Origin of the sequence: Variovorax sp. dw_308, assembly GCF_019207085.1 — a bacterium.
Taxonomy (GTDB): Bacteria; Pseudomonadota; Gammaproteobacteria; order Burkholderiales; family Burkholderiaceae_C; genus Variovorax.
This window is the reverse complement of the sequence record NZ_JAATOM010000006.1, coordinates 107,142-129,956: the sequence shown is the minus strand read 5'-3', so window position 1 is coordinate 129,956 and position 22,815 is coordinate 107,142. Positions and strand designations below refer to the sequence as shown.

Genomic DNA, 22,815 nt, shown 5'->3' with positions numbered 1-22,815 from the left:
TCGCGGGGGCCGGGCCGGGTGGCTCTGCCTTGGGGGCACTCTCTTTCAAGACCAGGAGACTCCCGATGAAGAAACTGTTGTCCGCCTGCCTGCTGGCCGTTCCCCTGCTGGCCACCTCGCATGCGATGGCGCAAACCTGGCCGGCCAAGCCGATCCGCTGGGTGGTGCCCTACCCGGCGGGCGGCGGATCGGACTTCCTGGCGCGCACCATCGGCCAGGCCTTGTCCACGCAGGTCAAGCAGCCGGTGCTGGTCGACAACAAGCCGGGCGGCAACACGGCCATCGGCGCGTCGGACGTGGCGCGCTCTGCGCCCGACGCCTACACGGTGCTGTCTGCCGACAACGGCACGCTGGTGTTCAACCCGGTGCTCTACAAGTCGCTCAGCTACAGCCCGACCAGGGACCTCGCGCCGGTCACGCTGATGGGGCGCTTCCCGATGATCCTCGTGGTCGGCCCGGGGAATTCGGCGGCCAATGCGAAGGACTTCATCGCGGAGGCCAAGGCCAAGGCCGGCGGCCTCAACTACGCCTCGGCCGGCGCCGGCAGCCCGCACCACCTGGCGATGGAACTGCTCAAGTCGGAGGCCGGGCTGGCCATGGTCCACGTGCCGTACAAGGGCGCCGCGCCCGCGCTGGCCGACCTGGCCGGCGGACAGGTGCCCGCGATGATGATCGACCTGGCTTCCGGAGCGGCCTTCATCAAGAGCGGCAAGATCAGGGCGCTGGCGGTGGCGAGCCCCAAGCGCCTGCCGCAACTGCCCGACGTGCCCACCTTTGCCGAACTCGGCCACAAGAACGTCGAGGCGGCCGCGCTGGTCGGCATGGTGGTGCCCGCCGCCACGCCGGCCGACACCATCGCCGCGCTCAACAAGCAGGTCGTCGCGGCCATCCAGGACCCGGCCGTGAACAAGCGCCTGGTCGACTTCGGCGTGGAACCGGTGGGCGACACGCCGGCGCAGTTCGCCGCGCTGCTGAAGACGGAATCGGCCAAGTGGCAGAAGCTGATCCGCGACCTCAACATCTCGCTGGACTAGGAAGGCAGTATTTCAACTGCGGCCACCGATCTCCAGGACATCTCAACACCTTCAAGGAGGCACCGATGAAGCCAGCCGAAGTCGGCTCCCCGCCCCGCGCCAGCGGCTGCCCCGTGGCCCACGGTCCGTTGTCCACCGAGCGCACGCCCACCGGCTGCCCGGTCAGCCAGCGCGCGGCCGACTTCGACCCCTTCGGGGACGGCTACCAGCAAGACCCGCCCGAGTGCGTGCGATGGGCGCGCGAGCAGGAGCCGATCTTCTGGAGCCCCAAGCTCAATTACTGGGTGGTCACGCGCTACGACGACATCAAGGCCATCTTCCGCGACAACATCACCTTCAGCCCGGCCATCGCGCTGGAGAAGATCACGCCGACCGGCGAGGAGGCCAACGCCGTGCTGGCCTCCTACGGCTTCGCGCTGAACCGCACTTTGGTCAACGAGGACGAGCCCGCGCACATGCCGCGCCGCCGCGCGCTGATGCATTCCTTCATCCCCGAGGAACTCCGGCACCACGAGCCCATGGTGCGCGAACTGGCGCGCGAATACGTCGACCGCTTCATCGATGACGGCCGGGCCGACCTGGTCGACCAGATGCTGTGGGAGATCCCGCTCACCGTGGCGCTGCACTTCCTCGGCGTGCCCGAGGAAGACATGGACACGCTGCGCAAGTATTCGATCGCGCACACCGTCAACACCTGGGGCCGCCCGAAGCCGGAGGAGCAGGTCGCGGTGGCGCACGCCGTCGGCAACTTCTGGCAGTACGCCGGCAAGGTGCTCGACAAGATGCGCGAGAACCCCGAGGGCGGCGGCTGGATGCAGTACGGCTTGCGCAAGCAGCGCGAACAGCCCGAGGTGGTCACCGACTCCTACCTGCACTCGATGATGATGGCCGGCATCGTCGCCGCGCACGAGACGACGGCCAATGCGACGGCCAACGCGATGAAGCTGCTGCTGCAGCACCCGGACGTGTGGCGCGAGGTCTGCGAAGACCCCAGCCTCATTCCGAACGCGGTGGAGGAATGCCTGCGCCACAACGGCTCGGTGGCCGCCTGGCGGCGCATCGTCACGGCCGACGCGCAGGTCGGTGGCGTCGACCTGCCGGCGGGGTCGAAGCTGCTGATCGTCACCTCGTCGGCCAACCATGACGAAGGCCATTTCGCCGACGCCGACCTGTTCGACATCCGCCGCGACAACGCGAGCGACCACCTGACTTTCGGCTACGGCTCGCACCAGTGCATGGGCAAGAACCTGGCGCGCATGGAGATGCAGGTCTTCCTGGAGGAGTTCGCGCGCCGCCTGCCGCACATGCGCCTCGCACCGCAGAAGTTCAGCTACGTGCCCAACACGTCGTTTCGCGGGCCGGAGCACCTATGGGTCGAATGGGATCCTTCGCGGAACCCGGAACGCACGCAGCCAGCGCTTCGCCGTCTCGACGCGCCGGCGCCGGTGCGCATCGGCGAGCCGTCGAAGGGCGCGATCACGCGGCCGGTGGTCGTGGAAAGCGTGACGCCGGTGGCCGAGGGCATCGTCAGGCTGCGCCTCGTCGCACCCGACGGTCGCGCCATGCCGCGCTGGACGCCGGGCTCGCACATCGACATCGAATGCGGCCATCCGGACCTGTCGCGCCAGTACTCGCTGTGCGGCGATCCGGCCGATGCGCATGCGCTGGAAATCGCGGTGCTGCGCGAGCCTGCCGGTCGCGGCGGCTCGGAGTGGGTGCATGGGCATGTGAAGGCCGGCGACAGGCTCAAGATCCGCGGCCCGCGCAACCACTTCCACCTCGACGAATCCACACGCCGCGCAATCTTCATCGCCGGCGGCATCGGCATCACGCCGGTCAGCGCGATGGCCCGGCGCGCGAAGGAACTTGGCATCGACTACCAGCTGCACTACAGCGGCCGTTCGCGCGACACCATGGCCTTCCTCGACGAACTGGCCGCGTTGCACGGCGAGCGCCTGCATGTCCATGCCGGGAGCGAAGGGCAGCGCAACGATCTGTCCGCGCTGCTCGCCACGCCGGATGCGGACACGCAGGTCTACGCCTGCGGCCCGATGCGCATGCTGCAGGCGCTGGAGGCGCATTGCGCCCACTGGCCGGAAGATGCGCTGCATGTGGAGCACTTCGAATCGACGCTGCGTACGCTCGACCCGTCGCGCGAACACGCCTTCGACGTCGAACTGAAAGACTCCGGCATCACGGTCCACGTCCCGGCCGACCAGACGGTGCTGAGCGCCTTGCGCGCCGCCAACATCGACGTGCAGAGCGATTGCGAGGAGGGCCTGTGCGGCTCCTGCGAGGTGCGCGTGCTGGCCGGCAGGATCGATCATCGCGACGTCGTGCTCACGCGCGCCGAACGCGAGGCCGGCACGCGGATGATGGCCTGCTGTTCGCGCGCCTGCGACGGGCGGCTGGTGCTGGAACTTTAGGACCGATCGATTCCGTGCAACCACAACAAGGAGACAGAAAGAAATGAGCAAGCAAGACCCCCTCGTGATCGGAACCGGCCCGCGCAAGGTCATCTGCCTGCATGGCTGGTTCGGCACCGCCCGCAACTGGGGACCGATGGTCCACCACCTCGACGGCAAGGACTTCAGCTATGCCCTCATGGACTACCGCGGCTACGGCGCGCGCAAGGGCAGCGGCGGCCCCTACACCATGGCAGCGATCGCCGAGGACACGCTGGCGCTGGCCGACCAACTCGGCTGGGACCGCTTCGCGCTGATTGGCCATTCGATGGGCGGCATGGCGATCCAGCAGGTGCTGGCCGATGCGCCGGAGCGGGTGAGCGCGCTGGTCGGCATCACGCCGGTGCCCGCATCCGGCGTGCCTTTCGACGACAACGGCTGGGCCTTCTTCTCCGCCGCCGCGGGCGACCCCGGCACGCGCCGCGCCATCATCGACCTGACGACCGGCAACCGCCTGACCGGCACCTGGCTGGACGCGATGGTGGCCGCCTCGGTGGCGAACTCGGACGAAGAGGCCGTGGCCGGCTACCTGCAGGCCTGGGCCAAGACCGATATCGCGCCACGTATCCAGGGCAAGAACCTGCCGGTGCTGGTGCTGCCCGGCGAGCATGACCCGGCCCTCGGCGCCGAGACCAGCAAGGCGACGTGGATGCTGCACTATCCGCAGGCGCGGCTCGAGGTGATCGGCAATGCCGGCCACTATCCGATGGAGGAAACACCCATCGCGCTGGTCAGTCGCTTCGAAGCCTTCTTGCGCGGGGCTTGACACCCACCTCCGAAGCGCCGGAGGCGCTTCCCCCTCGAGGGAGCGGACCCAGCGGCCCGGCAAAGCCGGTTCCACGGGGGGGCCACGAACGGGCTTCGCTTTGCTCGCCGGTTTCATGCGTCGTGGGTGGCGCGCACGCCGTGGAAAGCTGATAAGAATCAGCTGCCGGCCTTGTTCGGATCGCGCCAAGCCCGCTCGAAGGGCAGTCGCCACGCGTGCGGCGCGATCAACTGGTGCACCGCCTTCGGCCCCCATGAGCCCTGCTCGTAGAGCCGCACCGGCGGCGGCGATTCGAGCAAGTGCGTCGACACCTCCCACAGCCGCTCGATGCCTTCCGCCGTGGTGAACAAGGTGCGGTCGCCGCGCATCGCATCGAGGATCAGCCGCTCGTAGGCTTCGAGCACTTCCCCCGCCAGCCCGGTGTCGCGCATCGCGAACTGCAGGCTCAGCTTGTCCAGTCGCATGCCGGGCCCGGGTCGCTTGCCGTAGAACGACAGCGACATCTTCGAGGCATCCGCCAGGTCGAAGGTCAGGTGGTCCGGCCCCTGCGCGCCGACGCCCGAGCCCGGCGGGAACATGCTCTTGGGCGGCTCGCGGAACGCAATCGAGATGATGCGCTGCCCCTCGGCCAGGCGCTTGCCGGTGCGCAGGTAGAAGGGCACGCCGGCCCAGCGCCAGTTGTCGATGTGGCATTTCAGCGCGATGAAGGTCTCGGTGTCGGAGTCCGGGTCCACGCCTTCCTCGCCGCGGTAGCCCATGTACTGGCCGCGCACCACGTCGCTCGGCACGATCGGCTCCATGCTGCGGAAGACCTTGTTCTTCTCCTCACTGATCGGCGCCGGGTCGAGCGCGGTCGGCGGCTCCATCGCCATGAACGCGAGGATCTGGAACAGGTGGGTGACGACCATGTCGCGGTAGGCACCCGTCTGCTCGTAGAAGCCGGCCCGCTTGCCGAGGCCCAGCGTCTCGGGCACGTCGATCTGCACGTGGTCGATGAAGTTGCGGTTCCAGATCGGCTCGAACAGGCCGTTGGCAAAGCGGAAGGCCAGGATGTTCTGCGCCGGCTCCTTGCCGAGGAAGTGGTCGATGCGGAAGATCTGCTCCTCCTGGAACACCTCGTGCAGCTTGCTGTTGAGGGTGACCGCGCTCTTCAGGTCGGTGCCGAAGGGCTTTTCCATGACGATGCGCGAGCGCTCCACCAGCCCCGCCTCGCCCAGCATGCGCACCACGGTCAGCGCCGCGTTGGGCGGCACGCTCAGGTAGTGCAGGCGCCGGCATTCGGCGCCGAAGGATTGCTCCGCACGCTCGACGGCCTCGCGCAGCGCTGGGGCGCCGGCCGACAGCGGCACGTAGTCGAGCGTCGCGGCAAAGGTGTCCCACGCGGCCTGCGTGACCTTGCGGCTGCCGAACTCGTCGAGCGCCGATCGGGCGGACTTGCGAAAGCCTTCGACATCGATTTCGTCGAGCGACACGCCGATGATCCGGCACCCCGGGATGAAGCCCGTGCTGCACAGGTGGAACAAGCCCGGCAGCAGCTTGCGCCGCGCGAGGTCGCCGGTCGCGCCGACCAGCACCACCACTTGCGGAAACCGCGGACCGACGCCGGGAGGAATCTTTGCCATCTTTTGTCACCCTGGAGTTGTCGTCTGCGGCGGGCAAGCGATTTCGATGCCAGCGCCGCAGCGCACCTGCAGATGATGACCGGCGAAATCGATTCGCGCTCCGCAAATTTGGCGTGGGCGCATGCAGCGGCGGCATGCGCCGATGCGCGGGATCAGGCGGATTTCGTACGCGCGCCCAGCACGGCCGCGGAAATGATCAGCGCCGCGGCAAGCGCAATCGTCCAGCTCAGCGGCCGGCCCGTCACCACCAGCAGCAAGGCCGTCGACGCCAGCGGCGTGAGGTAGCTCAGGATGCCGATCTGGCGCACGTCGCCGCCTTTCAGGGCCATGTCCCAGAGGTAGAAGGCAGCGCCGAGCGGTCCGAGCCCGCACACGGCCAGCAGCAGCCAGTCGCGCATCGACAGGCTCGCCGACGGCTCCAGCACCGCATGGCACGCCAGCGAGAGCATCCCCGAGACCAACCCGAACAGCCCGATGGCCGCGGTCGAGAACGCCGGCACCCGCCGTGTCCACAGCGAATAGCTGGACCAGATGAACGCCGAACCGGCGGCCAGCGCGAAGCCCCAGGTCTCGGTGGTCGCGCCGGCCGTGCCGTCGCGCGCGCCGAGGATCGCGATGGCCGCGCCGGTGAAGCCCAGCAACGCCGCCACCAGGTGCGCAGGCCGCAACGAGACGCCCGCCAGCAGCACCGGCGCCAGCACCACCATCAGCAGCGGCCACAGGTAGTTGACCAGGTTGGCTTCCACCGGCGGCGCGTGCCGCAACGCCAGGAACAGCAGGAAGTGGAAGCCGAACAGGCCGTACACGCCCAGCGCCAAGGTGCGAGGCGGTATGCGCCAGACGGCCCGGTCGCGCAGCACGCTCGGCAGGCTGAGCAGGCCGCCTATCGCCAGGGACAGGCCGGTCAGGAGAAAGGGCGGCACATGCGACAGCGCGGTTCCGAGCGAGGCAAGGGTGGCCCAGAGCGCAATGGCCCCCAAGGCATGGAGATACGACTTTGGCATGCACCGAGGCTAGCCGGCGCGGTCGTCGACTAATGCCGGTTTCTCGTCGCGGAACGACGGACCGTGCGCTTCTGCGCCTTCGCAGAGCACCAAAACCGGGAATTTTGCGTAACTCAAAAGTCACACCCCGTGTCAAATAGAAACTTGAGTACTTAAGTTGTGCGAAATACCCGTCACGAGACGTGGAAATGTCTCACGACCGGAGTGCCGATCTCAACAAGGAAACAGGGGGACTTCTGATGAACTGCGTATATCGCGTCGTTTTCAACAAAGCGCTTGGATGCTGGCAGGCCGTTTCGGAGATCGCGCGTGGCCGGGTCAGCGGTTCCGCCAGCGACATTGGCGCAAGTGCTGGAAGCGCCACCGCGGTTCACGGCGCTCGCGTGCGGGCGATCGCCATCGCGGCCACGATGTTGCTGGCCGTGGGCTCGGCCGCGGCTGGCGATGGCGGTGCGGGCGGCCATCCGGCCAATCCCGTCCTCTGGTCCGGTGCAGGCGGCCGGGACAGCACGGGTGGCGCCGGTGCGGTCAATGACACGGAAGTCGGCTCGTATGCCGGCAATGGCGGCAACGCCACACCCGCCGGCCCGACCGCCGGTACTAACGCCTCGATCGGCACACTCGGTTCGGATCCCACGTTCCTGGGCGGCGACGGCGCCGGAGGTGCAGCCGGCACCGCGGCGGCGCCGAACGGTGCACCCGGCCAGGACGATCCAACCACCGGCAATGGCTTCGGCGGCGGCGGTGCCGGCGGCAATGCCGGTGCCACGGGAGTGGTGACATCCAACTCCAGCACCGTGGTCGGCGGCAGCGGTGGCAAAGGCGGCAACGGCTTCTGGGCAGCCGGCGGCGGCGGTGGCGGCGGATATGGCGTCGTGATCGACCCATCCGTCACCGCCATCGGCAACAGCGGCAGTATTTCGGGTGGCCGTGGTGGTGACGGCGGCACGGCAGCTTCGCAAGGCGGCGGCGGTGGCGGCGGCGGCACCGCCGTCTACTTCGCGCCAGCCGATCCGGCCAGCGTGGCCGCCAACAGCGGATCGATCACGGGCGGCAACGGCGGCAACGGTGGCGATGGCCTGGTGCGCAACAACAGGTCCAGCGGCGGCGGCGGGGGCGGTGGCAACGGCATTGCCTTGATGAGCGGACGACTCGACAACAAGGCGGGTGCGGCGATCAGCGGTGGCAACGGCGGCAGTGGCGGCGTCGGCAATCCCACGATCGAAGGCGGCCCCTCGGGCGGCGGCGGCAGCGGCGGTGATGCCGTGAACGTCGCTGCGACCGGTGCGCAGGTCGTCAACGCCGGCAACCTGAGCGGAGGCAATGGCGGCGTCGCTGGCGCAAGCACCGGTCCGCGCGGCGCCGCGGGGGCTGCGGGTGTCGGTGTCAATGTCGTCGGCGATGGCAACAGCGTCGTCAACGCCGGCAGCATTTCGGGCGGATTGGGCGGCGATGGCGTCACACGCGGCAACGCCGTCACCATCGCCGGCAACAACAACACGCTCGAACTGCAATCGGGCTACGGCTTCACAGGCAATGCCGTGGCCACAGGCGCCGCCAATGCGTTCGCGCTCGGCGGCAACACCGACGCCGCATTCGGCGTGTCCGCCATCGGCAACCAGTACCAGGGCTTCACCGACTTCCGCAAGACGGGCGCCAGCACCTGGACATTGAACGGTATCCAGCCCGGCGTCACGCCGTGGACCGTGAAGGCAGGCGCCCTGTCCATCGCCGACGATGCGAGCCTCGGCGCCCTGAGCGGCGCGCTCACCCTCGACGGGGGTGCGTTGCAGACCACGGCCGACATTGCCACCGCGCGCCAACTCAAGCTCGGCGCTGGCGGCGCGACACTGCGCACCAATGCCGGGACCACCTTGAGCCTGGGCACCGGCATGACCGGTGCGGGCGGCCTTGCCAAGGAGGGCGCCGGCACGCTGGTGCTGGCGGGCGCGAACAACTACGGCGGCGCAACCAACGTCAACGCGGGCACCGTGCGAGCGGCTGCGGCCAACGCGCTGAGCGCGGCCAGCGCCCACACAGTGGGGGCGGGCGCCACGCTGGATCTCGCCGGCTTCAACCAGACGGTGGCATCGCTTGCGAATGCCGGTACCGTGAGCCTGCTCGGCGCGGTGCCCGGCACCACGCTGACCGTGACCGGCCCCTATGTGGGCAACAACGGCGTGCTGCGCCTGGGCACCGCGCTCGGCGACAGCGGCAGTCCCTCGGACCGCCTGCTGCTCAGCGGCGCCACCGCCGTGGCGACCGGCACGACCTCGGTGCAAGTCACCAGCCTCGGCGGCCTGGGCGCGCGCACCACCGGCAACGGCATCGAAGTCATCGGCACGGCGAATGGCGGCAGCATCGGCGCCAACGCATTCGCGCTGGCGGGCGGCCATGTCGACGCGGGCGCATTCGAGTACCGCTTGAACACGATGGCCAGTGGCGGCTACCTGCGCTCCGATGTGGAGGTGCCACCGCCGCCACCGCCCGCACCACCGCCTGCACCCGCACCGGCGCCAGCACCCGCGCCCGCACCGGCACCGGCACCGGCGCCCGAGGATGTGGTCAAGCAACAGGCCCCGGCGCCGGCCTCCGTGACTGTCCCGGCCTACCGCGCCGAAGTGCCGCTGCTGGCCGCCTTGCCCGAGCAGTTCCGCCAGCGCAACTACGCGATGCTCGGCAACCTGCACCAGCGCGTGGGAGACGATGCCGGCATGACCGACGGCAGTCGCCAGGGCTGGGCGCGCGTGATCAGCGTCGAGAACACGATCAGCCAGCAAGGGACGGTCAGCCCTCGCAGCAGCGGCCGCGTCACCGGCTTCCAGGCAGGGACGGATCTCCTCGCCAATGGCGGATGGCGCGCCGGCCTCTACGTCGGCCAGCTCGACGGCGACATGCAGGTCAACGGTTTCTCCGGCGGCGTGCTGAACCGCGCGGTCGGGTCCAACGACCAGCGCAACCAGTACCTCGGCGCCTATGCCACCTACCGGGGCCCGTCGGGCTTCTACGCGGACACGGTCGTGCAGGCGGGCCGCCATCGCTACACCTCCTCGACCGGAACGTCCTTGCCCATCTCGGGCAAGGGCGACAGCCTGGTCATGTCGCTGGAACTGGGCCAGTCGATCCGGCTGGCGCCGAACTGGACGATCGAGCCCCAGGTCCAGATCGCGCACCAAAGCCTCAGCCTGGACAGCGCCTGGATCCCCGGTGCAACGCTGGTGCGGCAGTGGACCACCGATGGCTGGCTGGCCCGCGCGGGCGTGCGCGTGAAGGGCGACATCACCACGGGCGTGGGCGTCCTGCAGCCCTATGGCCGCGTCAACCTGTACGCGAGCACCAACGGCACCGATGTCACGAACTTCGGCACGCTGGCGGGCAACACCGCCATCCTCACGAACACCGGTGGCTCCAGCGGCGAAGTCGCGGTCGGCGCAACGCTGTCCGTCACACCGGTCGTGAGCCTCTACGGCGAAGTGGGCAAGCTGTGGGCGCTGGGCGGCGACACGCACGTGCGCAGCAGCCTCAACGGCAGCCTCGGCGTCAAGGTTCGCTGGTAGGCGACGACAGCCGCGACAGTGGCGCGGGGGCCTCCTCGCGCCGCATCGCCGCCGTGAGCGCCGAGGGCGAACGGTAGCCGGTGCGGCGCGCCACCTCGGCCACGCTCATGCCGTGGCCGCGCAGTTGGCGCGCGTGCACCAGTCGCTGCTGGCGCAGCCACTGCATGGCGCCCATGCCCCATTCGTCGCGGCAGCGTTGCGCGAACTGGCTCGGGCTCAGGCACACGACGGCCGCCATGTCGGCCACCGTCAGCGTACGTTGCCAGCGCGCCTGCGCCCAAAGGCTCAGCGCGGCCCAGTCGATGGCACGGCGACGGCTGGCGCTGGCCGGCAACGGCCCCCAGGCCTCCAGCAGCAAGGCCGGACCATGGTGCAGTGCGAGCCTCGGCGAATCGGGCTGCCCCAGGCACAGCGCCAGGTAGCGGGCCAGCGACAAGGTTCTCTGTGCCATCGGCGTGCGTCCTACGGCGCGGGACCAGGGCAGGTCGGAGGTGTCGAGCACCAGGCACTGCGCGCCCTGGCTCGATTCGAAATCATGCTGGTCGCCCGGCGCGATGACCCAGCCTTCCCCGGGCGCGATGTGTCGCCCGCGGCCTTCCACTTCCAGGTCGAGCTGGCCGCTCAGGCCCACGAGCACCTGGAAATGGTCATGCGCATGGCTGCCGCGCGAGGCGCCGTAGCGGCGCAATGACAGGCCGCGCGTGGCAGGCGCGACGGGATCGGCGTGGACTGGCGGTTGCATGATCGGCCTCATTGTCGAACGAGCGCCTCGCCGCCGGCAACGTGCTTCGGTTCAGCCCAGCCGCAGCAGCAGCGCGGAGGCGGCGCACACCAGCAGGAACGGAATGCTGATCCGATGGAAGTCGCGCAGGCCATGAGGCAGCTTCGCCAGGCGAAGCGCGATCAGGTTGGCCAGCGACCCCAGCACGCAGCCGAAGCCGCCCACGCTGACGCCGGCCGCCAGCGCCGGCAGGTCGCGCACCGGGCCGTCCAGCACGATCGCCGCCGGCACGTTGCTGATCACCTGCGAGGTCAGCACCGCGGCGAGGTAGGCGCGCCAGCCTTCCTCGATCGGCCAGCGTCCGAGCAGCGATGCGATGGCGGGCAGCTCGGCCAGCTGCCGCAAGTCGACGAACATCAGCCCGATGATCGCCAGCAACGACCAGTCGATGCCGCGCAGCACGCCGCGGTAGGTCAACAGGTAGACGCCGAAGACCAGGCCCAGGCCGGCCAGCAGCCAATGGCGATCCAGCGCCACCACGAACGCGACAAACAGCGCGGCGGAAAGCCACAGCAGCCGCGGCTGCATCGGCCTGGTCTCGTCCGCGTGCTTCAGCTCGATCGGCGTGGGCGGCATCAGCAGCCACACCGCCGCAAGAAGCCAGAACAGCATGATCCCGACCGTCGGGGCCATCATGCCCATGAAGCCGATGAAACTCTCGCCGGAGCGATGCCACAGGTAGAGGTTCTGGGGATTTCCGATGGGCGTCAGCGCCGAGCCCGCATTCACCGCCAGCGCCTCCAGCACCACCAGCCGGGCCAGCGGCAAGTGCGCCTGCGTCGCCAGCACCCGCGTGAGCGGCACCAGCAGGAACAGGCTCACGTCGTTCGTCACCAGCGCCGACAGCAGTGCCGAAGTCGCCACCAGCAACAGCGCCAGGCTGCGCAGATTGGTGGTGCGCTCCAGCAGGTGTTCGGCCGTCGATTGCAGCATGCCGCTGCGCTCCACGCCTTGCGTGATGGCCAGAAGGCCGGCCAATGCGCCGATGGTCGGCCAGTCGACCAGCTTGAGCAGGTCCACCGGCGCGCGCGGCCGGACGAAAGCCAGCATCACGGCCACCGCCAGCAGCACCCACAACAAGCCGTTGCCGCCGCCCTCCTTGCCGGTCTGCGGCGGCTGCGTGGCCTCAGCTACGCCCATGCCGCTCGCGCAGTTCGCGCTTGAGCACCTTGCCGATGGCGCTGCGCGGCAGTTCGTCGATCAGTTGCACGCTTGCGAGCCGTTGTGTCTTGCCGACCTGGGCATTGGTCCATGCCAGCAACTCGGCCGGATCGGTCGCGTCGCCCTCCCGGCGCACCACGTAGCCGACCGGCGTTTCGCCCCAGAGTTCGGAGGGCACGCCCACCACGGTCACATCGGCCACGGCAGGATGGCCGCGCAGCACCGCCTCAAGATCGCTCGGATAGATGTTGAAGCCGCCGCTGATGATCATGTCCTTCTTGCGGTCGAACAGCGTCAGGAAGCCGTCCGCGTCGAAGCGGCCCACGTCGCCGGTGCGGATGAATCGCTTGCCATCGGGCGCGAACCACTCGGCTTCGCGCGTCTTCTCCGGCTGGCGGTGGTAGCCGACCATCATCCCGGCGGAACTGCCCACCACCTCGCCATCGCCACCGTGCGCGACTTCCAGGCCGGCATCGTCGATCAGCCGGATGTCGCTGCCCTCGGCCGGGCGACCGACCGTGTGCAGCTTGTCGGGATGCAGGTGCGCCTCCAGGATGCAGGTGCCGCCGCCTTCGGTCATGCCGTAGAACTCGACCAGGCCGCCCGGCCAGCGTTTCAGCACGTCCGCCTTGAGCGAGGCGCCAAAGGGCGCGCTGGTGCTGAACTTGTATTGAAACGACGAAAGATCGTGCGTGTCGAACGCCGGGCTTGCCATGAGCCGCTGGTATTGCACCGGCACGAGCATCGTGTGGGTCACCCGGTTGGCATCCGCCAGCCGAAGGTAGCCCGTCACGTCGAACTTCGGCATCAGGATCACTTGCCCGCCAAACGCGATGGTCGGGAAGAACACGACCAGCGTGGTGTTGGAGTAGAGCGGCGTGGAGAGCAGGGTGACGGTCGCCGGCCCGTATTCATAGCGCGCGCCGCGCTTCACATGCGACCAGCGCATGCCGTGCCCCTGGACGATGCCCTTCGGTTCCCCCGTCGTGCCGGACGAATAGATGATGTTGAAGGGCGAAGGGGGCGCCAACGCGACCGCGTCGGGCGTCGAGCCCACCGGCGCCAGCCAGTCGTCGAAGGCGCGGCCGATGCCGGAACCATCGAGCGCGATGCGGGGAATGCCGCTGCCTTCCGGCGACCCGATCACGTCGGCCGTGGTCACATCGGCAAAAAGCAGCCGGGCCTGGGCGTCCCGCTGCATGCGCGCAAGGCTCTCGGGCGTCGATCCCGGCGCCAGCGGCGCAACTGCCACCCCAGCGCGCAGCGCACCCAGAAACACTGTCGCGTAGTTGACAGAAGATGCCGCGCAAATCGCAATGGCGTCGCCCGTTCCGAGGCCTTCGCGCTGCAGCGCCGATGCGACCCGGTCCATCAATTCATTCAGCGAATCATAAGTAAGCGTGCACTCGCTATCTCGCAATGCAAGGCTTTCAGGCCGTTCGATCGCGTGAATGCGGATGAGGTCGGCAATGAGCCCGAAGTCCTGGTCAATGGCGTTTTGCAAGGTGTCCGTGGAGGTCATGGGTGAAGTGATTGAGGCGTCAACGAACGGTCGACGCGCTGCGTTGAATGATGCCGCGAGCCATGAGGCCGCGATTCCAAAAACCAGGACGCATGATGACCCGTTCCAGCAAACCCGACGTTCGCGCAGACGACAAGCGCTCCGGCCCGCCGACCCGCCGCCGTCCGGTCCGTCAATCCAACCCCGCCTGATTGGCCGCTCGCAGGCCGCTGAACAGCGGGCCTGCTCTCGCAAGGTCACACGCCTGCAGCGTGTGCCTGCTGGTCGGCGTGGTAGCTCGACCGCACCATCGCACCGACCGCCGCATGGCTGAAGCCCATCTTGTAGGCTTCTTCCTCGAACATCTTGAAGGTGTCGGGATGCACGTAGCGGCGCACCGGCAGGTGGCTGGTGCTCGGTGACAAGTACTGGCCAATGGTCAGCATCTCGATGTCATGGGCGCGCATGTCGCGCATCACCTGCAGGATTTCTTCATCGGTTTCGCCCAGGCCGACCATGATGCCGCTCTTGGTCGGCACATCCGGATGCAGTGCCTTGAACTTCTTCAGCAGGTTCAGGCTGAACTGGTAATCGCTGCCGGGGCGCGCTTCCTTGTACAGGCGCGGCGCAGTTTCCAGGTTGTGGTTCATCACGTCCGGCGGCGCGGCCTTCAGGATTTCCAGGGCGCGATCATCGCGGCCCCGGAAGTCGGGCACCAGGATCTCGATCTGCGTCATCGGCGAGAGCTCGCGGATGTTGCGGATGCAGTCGACGAAATGCTGGCTGCCGCCGTCGCGCAGGTCGTCGCGGTCCACGCTGGTGATCACCACGTACTTCAGCTTCAGCCTGGCAATCGTCTTGGCCAGGTTCAGCGGTTCATCCGCATCCAGCGGGTCCGGCCGGCCATGTCCAACGTCGCAGAAAGGGCAGCGACGGGTGCACTTGTCGCCCATGATCATGAACGTTGCGGTGCCGTTGCCGAAGCATTCGCCGATGTTCGGGCACGATGCCTCTTCGCAGACCGTGTGCAGGTTGCTCTCGCGCAGGATCTGCTTGATCTCGTAGAAGCGCGTGGTCGGGCTGCCAGCCTTGACGCGGATCCACTCGGGCTTCTTGAGCACCTCGCCCTGCACCACCTTGACGGGAATGCGCGACAGCTTGGCGGCGGCCTTCTGCTTGGCGAGCGGGTTGTAGGTTTCCTGGCTTTGGGCCTCGCGAACGACTTCAGGGGTGCTCATGGTTCAGGGTGCCAGGAAGGTGACGAGCTTCTGGCCCAGTACCTGCGCAGCTTCTTCCCAAGTGGTTTGGACCCCGATTGTAGAAAGATCGACCGTTTTCAGCCCGGCATAACCGCAAGGGTTGATGCGATCGAAGGGTTCCAAGTCCATCGCGACGTTGAACGACACACCGTGGTATGTGCAGTGCCGGCTGACCTTGATGCCCAGCGCCGCGATCTTGCCGAGGCCGCGAAACGGGTCGCCCGGCGCGGTCGGCCCGGTCAGCGCCGCATGCGAGAACGGATCGTCCAGTCGCACGTAGATGCCCGGCGCGCCGCCGACGCGATGTCCTGTCACCGAGAAATGCGCCAGCGTGCGAATCACTGCTTCCTCGAGGCGGTAGACGTATTCCTTGACGTAGTAGCCGGCGCGCTTGAGGTCGATGAGCGGATAGGCAACGACCTGGCCCGGCCCATGAAAGGTGACCTGGCCGCCGCGATCGGTTTGCACCACAGGAATGTCGCGCGGAGTCAACACATGGTCGGGCTTGCCGGCAATGCCCTGCGTGTAGACCGGCGGGTGCTCGCAGATCCACAGCAGGTCTTGCGAGTCCTGTGTGCGCTGCTGGGTGAATTGCCGCATCGCTGCCCAGGTCGGCTCGTAGTCGACCCTGCCAAGCCAATCGACTGCAATGGGGGCCGCAGCCCGGGCCGTCAGAGCACCACCTTGACCATCGGATGCGATGACAACGCGCGGTACAGGTCGTCGAGCTGCTCCCGGCTGGTCGCGGTCACGGTCACGGTCACGCCGAGGTATTTGCCGGTCTTGCTGTCGCGCAGTTCGATCGTCGCGGCGTCGAAGTCGGGGTCGAACTGCCTGGCGATCGACGTGACCGCGTGCACGAAGCCGTCGGCGTTCTCGCCCATCACCTTGATCGGAAATTGAGAGGGGTATTCGATCAGCGACTCCTGTCGCGTCTCGATCTTGTCGTTACTGGGGGTGGTCATGGGGAAACTCCATTGCGTTGCTTGGCCTGCTGGTAGGCCGCATACAAGCGGTGGTAAATGGGGCCGGGGGCGCCGGTTCCAATGGGCATGCCGTCCAGCAGGGTCACGGGCAGCACCTCCTTGCTCGCGGAAGACAGCATGAGCTCGTCGGCGCCAAATACTTCTTCCCGCGTGATCCGCCGCAGCTCGAAAGGGGCGCCGCATTCGTGACACAGGCGCTCCAGCAGGCCATAGCGGATGCCCTTCAGCACCATCTCGTCCGGCACGGGCCCGGCGACGCGGCCATCCTTCACCACCCAGACATTGCTGGACGACGCTTCGCTCAGCGCCTCGCCGCGAAACATGATGGTCTCCGTCGCGCCGGCCTCGATGCTGATCTGCCGCGCAAGCACCGCGCCCAGCAGGCTGGTGCTCTTGATGTGCGCCTTCTGCCACCGGAAGTCCTCGGCCGTCACGCACGCGACGCCCTTTGCGCGCACGCTGTCGGGCACCTGCTTCATCGTGTTGACCATCGCGAAGACGGTGGGCCGAATGCCGCGCGTCATCGCATGGTCGCGGGGGGCGACGCCGCGCGTCACCTGGAAGTACACGGCCAGCGAAGGGCCGCCCACGGGTTCGATCAGTTGCTGCGCGATGGCGCGCCACTCCTTCTCCGTGTGCGGATTCTCGATCTGCAACTCGGCAAGCGAGCGACCCAGCCGGGCGATGTGTTCGTCGAAGCAGAACAGGCGGCCGTGATAGGCCGGCACCACGTCGTACACGCCATCCCCGAAGATGAATCCGCGGTCCAGTACGCTGATCCTGGCGTCGCGCAGGGGTGTGAATGCACCGTCCAGGTAGCACAGGGTGTCAGGCAAATAGGAGGCGTGCGGGGAGGCGTGCGGGGAGGCGTGTGGGTCCATCCCGGAATTATGGGCGGCACGCCCTGCGGCAGCTCCGTGTACAGGCTTCGCAGCGCTGTTGCAACACCCTTCACTGACATCGGACGGCCAAACTGGCGGGAAGGGCTGGGTTCTTACCTATAATCAATGGCTTTGTGAAATTCTGGTTCGACATCCGGGCGCACGCACATGACAAAAACAGCCCACGATGTCGGGTTCGAAGACCCAGAAGAAGAATTCAAGCCGTTGACTGCCGAGGAGGCGCAACGGCTTCGGGAAAAGAGTCCGTCGGTCTCCCCTTGGCGGGTGATTTCGGGTCAGGTGGTGGCAGGCTTGCTGGTGGCGTTGGCTACCTGGGGCCTGACCGGGAGGCAAAATCTGGGTTGGTCGGCCGGTTACGGCGCGCTGTCAGTGGTTATTCCTGCTGCTGTCTTCGCGCGCGGATTGACGGGCCGCCTGTCCTCCCTGAATCCGGCCACTGCGATGGTCGGATTCTTTGTGTGGGAAATGGTCAAGATGGCTTTGACGCTGGCAATGTTGCTGGCGGCGCCAAAGCTGATTACGGCGCTGAGCTGGCCTGCGATGCTGGTCGGTTTGGCGGTGGCAATGCAAGCGTACTGGATGGCGTTGATGTTCGCCCCCAAACGCAAGAAACGAGAGAACGAGTAACAGAATGGCTGCTGAAAACGCTGCGGAACACGGTCAGACCGCTGGTGAATACATCATTCACCATCTGACGCAACTGCAAAACGTCAAGCCCAAGGCGGTTGTCGACTTCTCGGTTTTCAACTACGACTCCATGTTCTTCTCGATCGCGCTCGGCGCGATCGGGTGTTTCATTTTGTGGCTTGCCGCGCGCAAGGCGACTTCGGGTGTCCCGGGGCGCTTCCAGGCTGCCGTCGAGTTCCTCGTCGAAATGGTCGACCAGCAAGCCAAGGGCATCGTCCATAACAAGCAGAGCCGCAAGATGGTCGCGCCGCTCGCGCTGACGATCTTTGTCTGGATCTTCATGCTCAATGCGATGGACTTGCTGCCCGTCGATCTGCTGCCGTTCCTCTGGAGCAAGGTCTATGCTGCCATGGGCCACGAGCCCGAGCATGCCTACCTGCGCGTCGTGGCCACGGCCGACCTGTCGGTGACCATGGGCCTGTCTGTCGGTGTGCTGCTGGTCTGTCTGTTCTATAACGTCAAGATCAAGGGCATTGGCGGCTGGGTCCATGAGCTGTTCACGGCGCCGTTCGGCAACCATTGGGCGCTGTACCCCTTCAATTTCGCGATGCAGATCATCGAGTTCGTCGCCAAGACCGTCTCGCACGGCATGCGGCTGTTCGGCAACATGTATGCCGGCGAACTGATCTTCCTGCTGATCGCCCTCATGGGTGGAGCGTTCACGATGTCGGCCACCGGCATCGGCCTGGCGATCGGTCACATCATCGCAGGCACCGTCTGGTCGATCTTCCACATCCTGATCATCACGCTGCAAGCCTTCGTGTTCATGATGCTGGCGCTGGTCTACATCGGCCAGGCCCACGATCACCACTGATCCGTCTTTTCAGTTTCCGTTTTTCTTTTTCTCGTCAACCAAGTCCCCTTAGGAGTCATCATGGAAGTTATCAGCTTTGTTGCCCTGGCCGCCGGCCTCATCATCGGTCTCGGCGCATTCGGCGCTTGCGTCGGCATCGGCATCATGGGCAGCAAGTACCTCGAATCGGCTGCACGCCAGCCCGAGCTGATGGGTGAACTGCAAACCAAGATGTTCCTGCTGGTCGGCCTGATCGACGCATCGTTCATCATCGGTACCGGTGTGGCGCTGTGGTTCGCAACGGCCAACCCGTTCCTGGCGCAAATCGCCACCCTGGCCAAGTAAGTTTTTCTCCTCGGATCCAGTTGTCATTCCGCCTGGAATGGCTGCGAGTTCCATTGCATAGAGAGGTGAAAAGTGAGCATTACCGGTACCTTAATCGTCCAGTTGATCGTGTTCCTGATCCTGGTCGCCTTCACGATGAAATTCGTGTGGCCACCGATCGCGAAGGCGCTCGACGAGCGCGCCGTCAAGATCGCCGACGGCCTGGCCGCGGCTGACAAGGCCAAGACCGAACTGGCTGCGGCCGACAAGAAGGTCGAATCCGCCTTGAGCCAGGCACGCAACGAATCCGCGCAGCGCCTGGCTGATGCGGAGCGCCGCGCGCAAGCGATCGTGGAAGAGGCCAAGGGCCGCGCCACGGAAGAAGGCAACAAGATCGTCGCCGCTGCACGTGCCGAGGCCGAGCAGCAAGCCGTCAAGGCCCGTGAAGCACTGCGCGAGCAGGTTGCAGCGCTGGCCGTCAAGGGCGCCGAGCAGATCCTGCGCAAGGAAGTGAACCCCGCGGTTCACGCCGACTTGCTGGCCCGCCTGCAGACCGAACTCTGAAGCAGAAGGCGCATCGAGGAACAACATGGCAGAAATCGCCACCATTGCACGCCCCTACGCCGAGGCCTTGTTCAAGGCTGCCGCGTCTGACCTTCAAGGTACGGGCGCCTGGCTGGAGCAAGTCGCCGCCATCGCGGCCGAGCCGCAGTTGCAGCAATTCGCCGACAACCCGAAGGCCACGCCCGAGCAAGTGCTTGGCGTGATCGCCAGCGTTGCCGGTGGACCGCTGTCGGCGCAGGCCAACAACTTCCTCGGCGCACTGCTCGAGAACGGGCGCTTCGCGGCGCTGCCTGAAATCGCGCGCCAATACCGCGTTCTCGCCAACGCACGCAGCGGCTCGTCCGATGCCGTCGTGTACAGCGCATTCCCGATCGACGGCGATGCGCTGGCGCAGTTGTCGACGGCGCTGGAAAAGCGCTTCGATCGGAAGCTGCAGGTCTCGGTCAAGCTCGACCCGTCGTTGATCGGCGGCGTGCGCGTGGCAGTGGGTGACGAGGTGCTCGACACTTCGGTCCGGGCCCGTCTTGAACAAATGAAAGTTGCGCTGGCGGCGTAAGCCTTCGGCCCCTCACAAAGAAAGAAGGAACGAGTCATGCAACTCAATCCCGCAGAAATTTCCGAACTCATCAAGAGCCGTATCGAAGGTCTTGGCGTTTCCGCCAACATCCGCAACGAAGGCACCGTCGTCTCGGTGACCGACGGCATCGTGCGCGTGCACGGCCTGTCGGATGCGATGCAAGGCGAAATGCTGGAATTCCCGCCGAGCGCGGATGGCACGCCTTCGTTCGGCCTGGCGCTGAACCTCGAGCGCGACTCGGTCGGCGCCGTGATTCTGGGCGAGTACGAGCACATTTCCGAAGGCGACACGGTCAAGTGCACCGGCCGCATCTTGGAAGTGCCCGTCGGCCCCGAACTGATCGGCCGCGTGGTGAACGCACTGGGCCAGCCCATCGACGGCAAGGGTCCGATCAACGCCAAGATGACCGACGTGATCGAGAAGGTCGCGCCAGGCGTGATCGCCCGCAAGTCCGTCGACCAGCCGATGCAGACCGGCCTGAAGGCGATCGACTCGATGGTGCCGATCGGCCGGGGCCAGCGCGAGCTGATCATCGGCGACCGCCAGACCGGCAAGACGGCGGTGGCAATCGACGCGATCATCAACCAGAAGGGTCAGAACATGACCTGCGTCTACGTTGCGATCGGCCAGAAGGCTTCGTCGATCAAGAACGTGGTGCGCGCGCTGGAACAAGCTGGCGCGATGGAATACACCATCGTCGTGGCCGCTTCGGCTTCCGAGTCGGCTGCCATGCAGTACGTGTCGGCCTACTCCGGCTGCACGATGGGCGAGTACTTCCGCGACCGCGGCGAAGACGCACTGATCGTCTATGACGATCTGTCGAAGCAAGCCGTTGCCTATCGCCAAGTGTCGCTGCTGCTGCGCCGCCCGCCAGGCCGCGAAGCCTATCCCGGCGACGTGTTCTATCTCCACAGCCGCCTGCTCGAACGCGCAGCCCGCGTGAACGCCGACTACGTCGAAGCCTTCACGAAGGGTGAAGTCAAGGGCAAGACCGGTTCGCTGACCGCGCTGCCGATCATCGAGACGCAAGCCGGCGACGTGTCCGCGTTTGTGCCGACCAACGTGATCTCGATCACCGACGGCCAGATCTTCCTGGAAACCAACCTGTTCAATGCCGGTATCCGCCCCGCCATCAACGCCGGTATCTCGGTGTCGCGCGTGGGTTCGTCGGCGCAGACCAAGGTCATCAAGGGCCTGTCCGGCGGTATCCGTACCGACCTGGCGCAGTACCGTGAACTGGCTGCGTTCGCGCAGTTCGCTTCCGACCTGGACGAAGCCACCCGCAAGCAACTCGACCGCGGTGCCCGCGTGACCGAACTGCTGAAGCAGTCGCAATACAGCCCGCTGCCGATCTCGCTGATGGGCGCGACGCTGTTCGCGGTGAACAAGGGCTTCATGGACGACCTCGACATCAAGAAGGTGCTGTCGTTCGAACACGGCCTGCACCAGTTCCTGAAGTCCAGCCACGCCGCGCTGCTCGACAAGATCGAGAAGACGAAGGCGCTGGACAAGGAAGCCGAAGCCGAGCTGACGACTGCCATCACGTCGTTCAAGAAGTCGTTCGCCTGATCGACCGCACTGAACTGACAAGGAGCTCTCATGGCAGCTGGTAAGGAAATCCGCGGCAAGATCAAATCGGTGGAGAACACCAAGAAGATCACCAAGGCCATGGAAATGGTCTCGGTTTCCAAGATGCGCAAGGCGCAGGAACGCATGCGCGCCGCTCGCCCGTACAGCCAGAAGATTCGCAACATCGCGGCCAACCTTGGCAAGGCGAACCCGGAGTACACGCACGCGTTCATGAGGACGAACGAGGCGAAGGCTGTCGGGTTCATCGTGGTGACCAGCGACAAGGGCTTGTGCGGTGGCTTGAACACCAACTTGCTGCGCCTGGTCACGGCCAAGTTGCGCGAGGCACAGGCTGCCGGCAAGACCGTTGAATCGGTCGCGATCGGCAGCAAGGGCCTTGGCTTCCTGAACCGCATTGGCGGGCGCGTCGTGGCGCATGTCACCCACCTGGGAGACACCCCCCACCTGGAAAAGCTCATTGGCCCGGTCAAGACGCTGCTCGACGCCTATGCGGAAGGCAAGCTCTCGGCCGTGTACCTGTGCTACACCAAGTTCATCAACACCATCAAGCAAGAGCCGATGGTGGAGCAACTCCTGCCATTGGCGGCCGAGTCGCTGCAACCCGAAGCCGGCACGCACTCGTGGGACTACATCTACGAGCCTGATGCGCAGAGCGTGATCGATGAATTGCTGGTTCGCTATGTCGAATCGCTGGTGTACCAGGCGGTCGCCGAAAACATGGCCTCCGAGCACTCGGCTCGCATGGTGGCCATGAAGGCGGCAACCGACAACGCCGGCAACGTGATCGACGAGCTGAAGCTCATCTACAACAAGACACGCCAGGCGGGCATTACCAAGGAACTGTCCGAAATCGTGTCGGGTGCGGCTGCGGCGGCTGGGGTCTGACAAGAAAACTTGCAATGGAAGGGGCCGCATTGCTGCCGCGACACCAGAAGTTCTGCTGAGGTCGCGTTATCACAGGCTTCGCAGTACAGGGACAGAAAAATGAAAAAGGTTATCGCGCTGGTCGCCGTGGCGGCAGCGCTCACGGCTTGTTCGAAGAAGGAAGAGGCGCCTGCAGCGCCGCCAGCACCGGCGCCTGCAGCGGCAGCTCCGGCAGAAGCCCCGGCCGCAGCGCCTGCGGCGGCTCCGGCCGAAGCACCCGCGGCGGCGCCTGCAGCAGCTCCGGCTGCCGCTCCGGCAGAAGCGGCGCCTGCTGCAGCACCGGCCCCGGCTGGCGAGCCAGCCAAGGCTGCGGAGGCG

21 protein-coding genes are annotated in these 22,815 nt (G+C 66.5%); 11 read left to right on the top strand and 10 right to left on the bottom strand.

The features are described from left to right. Positions 1-65: 65 nt before the first annotated feature. From HCU76_RS14685 to HCU76_RS14675, 3 genes are all read left to right on the top strand, one after another. A complete protein-coding gene (locus HCU76_RS14685) occupies positions 66-1,034 on the top strand; it encodes a tripartite tricarboxylate transporter substrate binding protein (protein WP_218509791.1) in 969 nt (322 codons plus the stop codon). A 65-nt stretch (positions 1,035-1,099) separates the two neighbouring features. Further along, on the top strand, positions 1,100-3,460 hold the full coding sequence (locus HCU76_RS14680; RefSeq protein ID WP_213958447.1) for a cytochrome P450/oxidoreductase: 2,361 nt from the start codon (positions 1,100-1,102) through the stop codon (positions 3,458-3,460). A 43-nt stretch (positions 3,461-3,503) separates the two neighbouring features. Further along, positions 3,504-4,265 (top strand): alpha/beta fold hydrolase, encoded by a 762-nt coding sequence (locus HCU76_RS14675; protein WP_213958448.1) that lies wholly within the window; start codon positions 3,504-3,506, stop codon positions 4,263-4,265. A 158-nt stretch (positions 4,266-4,423) separates the two neighbouring features. On the opposite strand, the gene zwf is transcribed toward HCU76_RS14675, so the two are convergent. Next, complete coding sequence (zwf, locus tag HCU76_RS14670) at positions 4,424-5,887, bottom strand: glucose-6-phosphate dehydrogenase (protein WP_218509790.1); 1,464 nt, start codon at positions 5,885-5,887, stop codon at positions 4,424-4,426. 152 nt (positions 5,888-6,039) lie between these two features. Further along, positions 6,040-6,891, bottom strand: coding sequence for a DMT family transporter (locus HCU76_RS14665; protein WP_218509789.1), 852 nt, complete (start codon positions 6,889-6,891; stop codon positions 6,040-6,042). A 239-nt stretch (positions 6,892-7,130) separates the two neighbouring features. Between HCU76_RS14665 and HCU76_RS14660 the strand changes: the two genes are divergently transcribed. Beyond that, complete coding sequence (locus HCU76_RS14660) at positions 7,131-10,448, top strand: autotransporter outer membrane beta-barrel domain-containing protein (RefSeq protein ID WP_218509788.1); 3,318 nt, start codon at positions 7,131-7,133, stop codon at positions 10,446-10,448. Here the strand turns inward: HCU76_RS14660 and HCU76_RS14655 are convergent. The 7 genes from HCU76_RS14655 to HCU76_RS14625 form a co-directional block, all read right to left on the bottom strand. Further along, the gene (locus HCU76_RS14655; protein ID WP_218509787.1) at positions 10,432-11,190 is read right to left on the bottom strand and encodes an AraC family transcriptional regulator; all 759 of its coding nucleotides are present in this window, start codon (positions 11,188-11,190) and stop codon (positions 10,432-10,434) included. The two genes, HCU76_RS14660 and HCU76_RS14655, sit on opposite strands and share 17 nt — an antisense overlap. 51 nt (positions 11,191-11,241) lie before the next feature. Then, a complete protein-coding gene (locus HCU76_RS14650) occupies positions 11,242-12,369 on the bottom strand; it encodes an SLC13 family permease (protein ID WP_218509786.1) in 1,128 nt (375 codons plus the stop codon). Then, positions 12,356-13,912 carry a class I adenylate-forming enzyme family protein gene (locus tag HCU76_RS14645; protein ID WP_218509785.1) on the bottom strand — a complete coding sequence of 519 codons (1,557 nt, stop codon included), beginning with the start codon at positions 13,910-13,912 and terminating at the stop codon, positions 12,356-12,358. The genes HCU76_RS14650 and HCU76_RS14645 overlap by 14 nt, the downstream gene beginning before the upstream one ends. A 236-nt stretch (positions 13,913-14,148) precedes the next feature. Continuing rightward, positions 14,149-15,129 (bottom strand): lipoyl synthase, encoded by a 981-nt coding sequence (gene lipA, locus HCU76_RS14640; RefSeq protein ID WP_218509784.1) that lies wholly within the window; start codon positions 15,127-15,129, stop codon positions 14,149-14,151. A gap of 3 nt (positions 15,130-15,132) precedes the next feature. Next, complete coding sequence (lipB, locus tag HCU76_RS14635; RefSeq protein WP_218509923.1) at positions 15,133-15,801, bottom strand: lipoyl(octanoyl) transferase LipB; 669 nt, start codon at positions 15,799-15,801, stop codon at positions 15,133-15,135. Positions 15,802-15,821: 20 nt separating this feature from the next. After that, a complete protein-coding gene (locus tag HCU76_RS14630) occupies positions 15,822-16,115 on the bottom strand; it encodes a YbeD family protein (RefSeq protein ID WP_213958454.1) in 294 nt (97 codons plus the stop codon). Continuing rightward, the gene (locus HCU76_RS14625; protein WP_218509783.1) at positions 16,112-17,017 is read right to left on the bottom strand and encodes a D-amino acid aminotransferase; all 906 of its coding nucleotides are present in this window, start codon (positions 17,015-17,017) and stop codon (positions 16,112-16,114) included. The genes HCU76_RS14630 and HCU76_RS14625 overlap by 4 nt, the downstream gene beginning before the upstream one ends. A gap of 168 nt (positions 17,018-17,185) precedes the next feature. Here HCU76_RS14625 and HCU76_RS14620 point away from each other — a divergent pair, with 168 nt between their 5' ends. From HCU76_RS14620 to atpG, 7 genes are all read left to right on the top strand, one after another. Beyond that, complete coding sequence (locus HCU76_RS14620; protein ID WP_213958456.1) at positions 17,186-17,665, top strand: ATP synthase subunit I; 480 nt, start codon at positions 17,186-17,188, stop codon at positions 17,663-17,665. Between the two features lie 4 nt (positions 17,666-17,669). Continuing rightward, entirely contained in the window at positions 17,670-18,539 is an 870-nt protein-coding gene (gene atpB, locus HCU76_RS14615; protein ID WP_213958457.1) for a F0F1 ATP synthase subunit A, read from the top strand. A 60-nt stretch (positions 18,540-18,599) separates the two neighbouring features. Next, positions 18,600-18,863: a F0F1 ATP synthase subunit C gene (gene atpE, locus HCU76_RS14610; protein WP_165908898.1), complete on the top strand. Its 264-nt coding sequence runs from the start codon at positions 18,600-18,602 to the stop codon at positions 18,861-18,863. Between the two features lie 72 nt (positions 18,864-18,935). Further along, complete coding sequence (locus tag HCU76_RS14605) at positions 18,936-19,406, top strand: F0F1 ATP synthase subunit B (RefSeq protein WP_218509782.1); 471 nt, start codon at positions 18,936-18,938, stop codon at positions 19,404-19,406. A 25-nt stretch (positions 19,407-19,431) separates the two neighbouring features. Next, positions 19,432-19,962, top strand: coding sequence for a F0F1 ATP synthase subunit delta (locus HCU76_RS14600; protein WP_213958459.1), 531 nt, complete (start codon positions 19,432-19,434; stop codon positions 19,960-19,962). A gap of 36 nt (positions 19,963-19,998) precedes the next feature. After that, positions 19,999-21,552 (top strand): F0F1 ATP synthase subunit alpha, encoded by a 1,554-nt coding sequence (gene atpA, locus HCU76_RS14595; protein ID WP_213958460.1) that lies wholly within the window; start codon positions 19,999-20,001, stop codon positions 21,550-21,552. A gap of 30 nt (positions 21,553-21,582) precedes the next feature. Further along, the gene (gene atpG, locus HCU76_RS14590) at positions 21,583-22,458 is read left to right on the top strand and encodes a F0F1 ATP synthase subunit gamma (protein WP_213958461.1); all 876 of its coding nucleotides are present in this window, start codon (positions 21,583-21,585) and stop codon (positions 22,456-22,458) included. A 139-nt stretch (positions 22,459-22,597) separates the two neighbouring features. Here the strand turns inward: atpG and HCU76_RS14585 are convergent, their stop codons facing one another. Further along, a complete protein-coding gene (locus tag HCU76_RS14585; RefSeq protein WP_218509781.1) occupies positions 22,598-22,777 on the bottom strand; it encodes a hypothetical protein in 180 nt (59 codons plus the stop codon). Between the last annotated feature and the right edge of the window lie 38 nt (positions 22,778-22,815).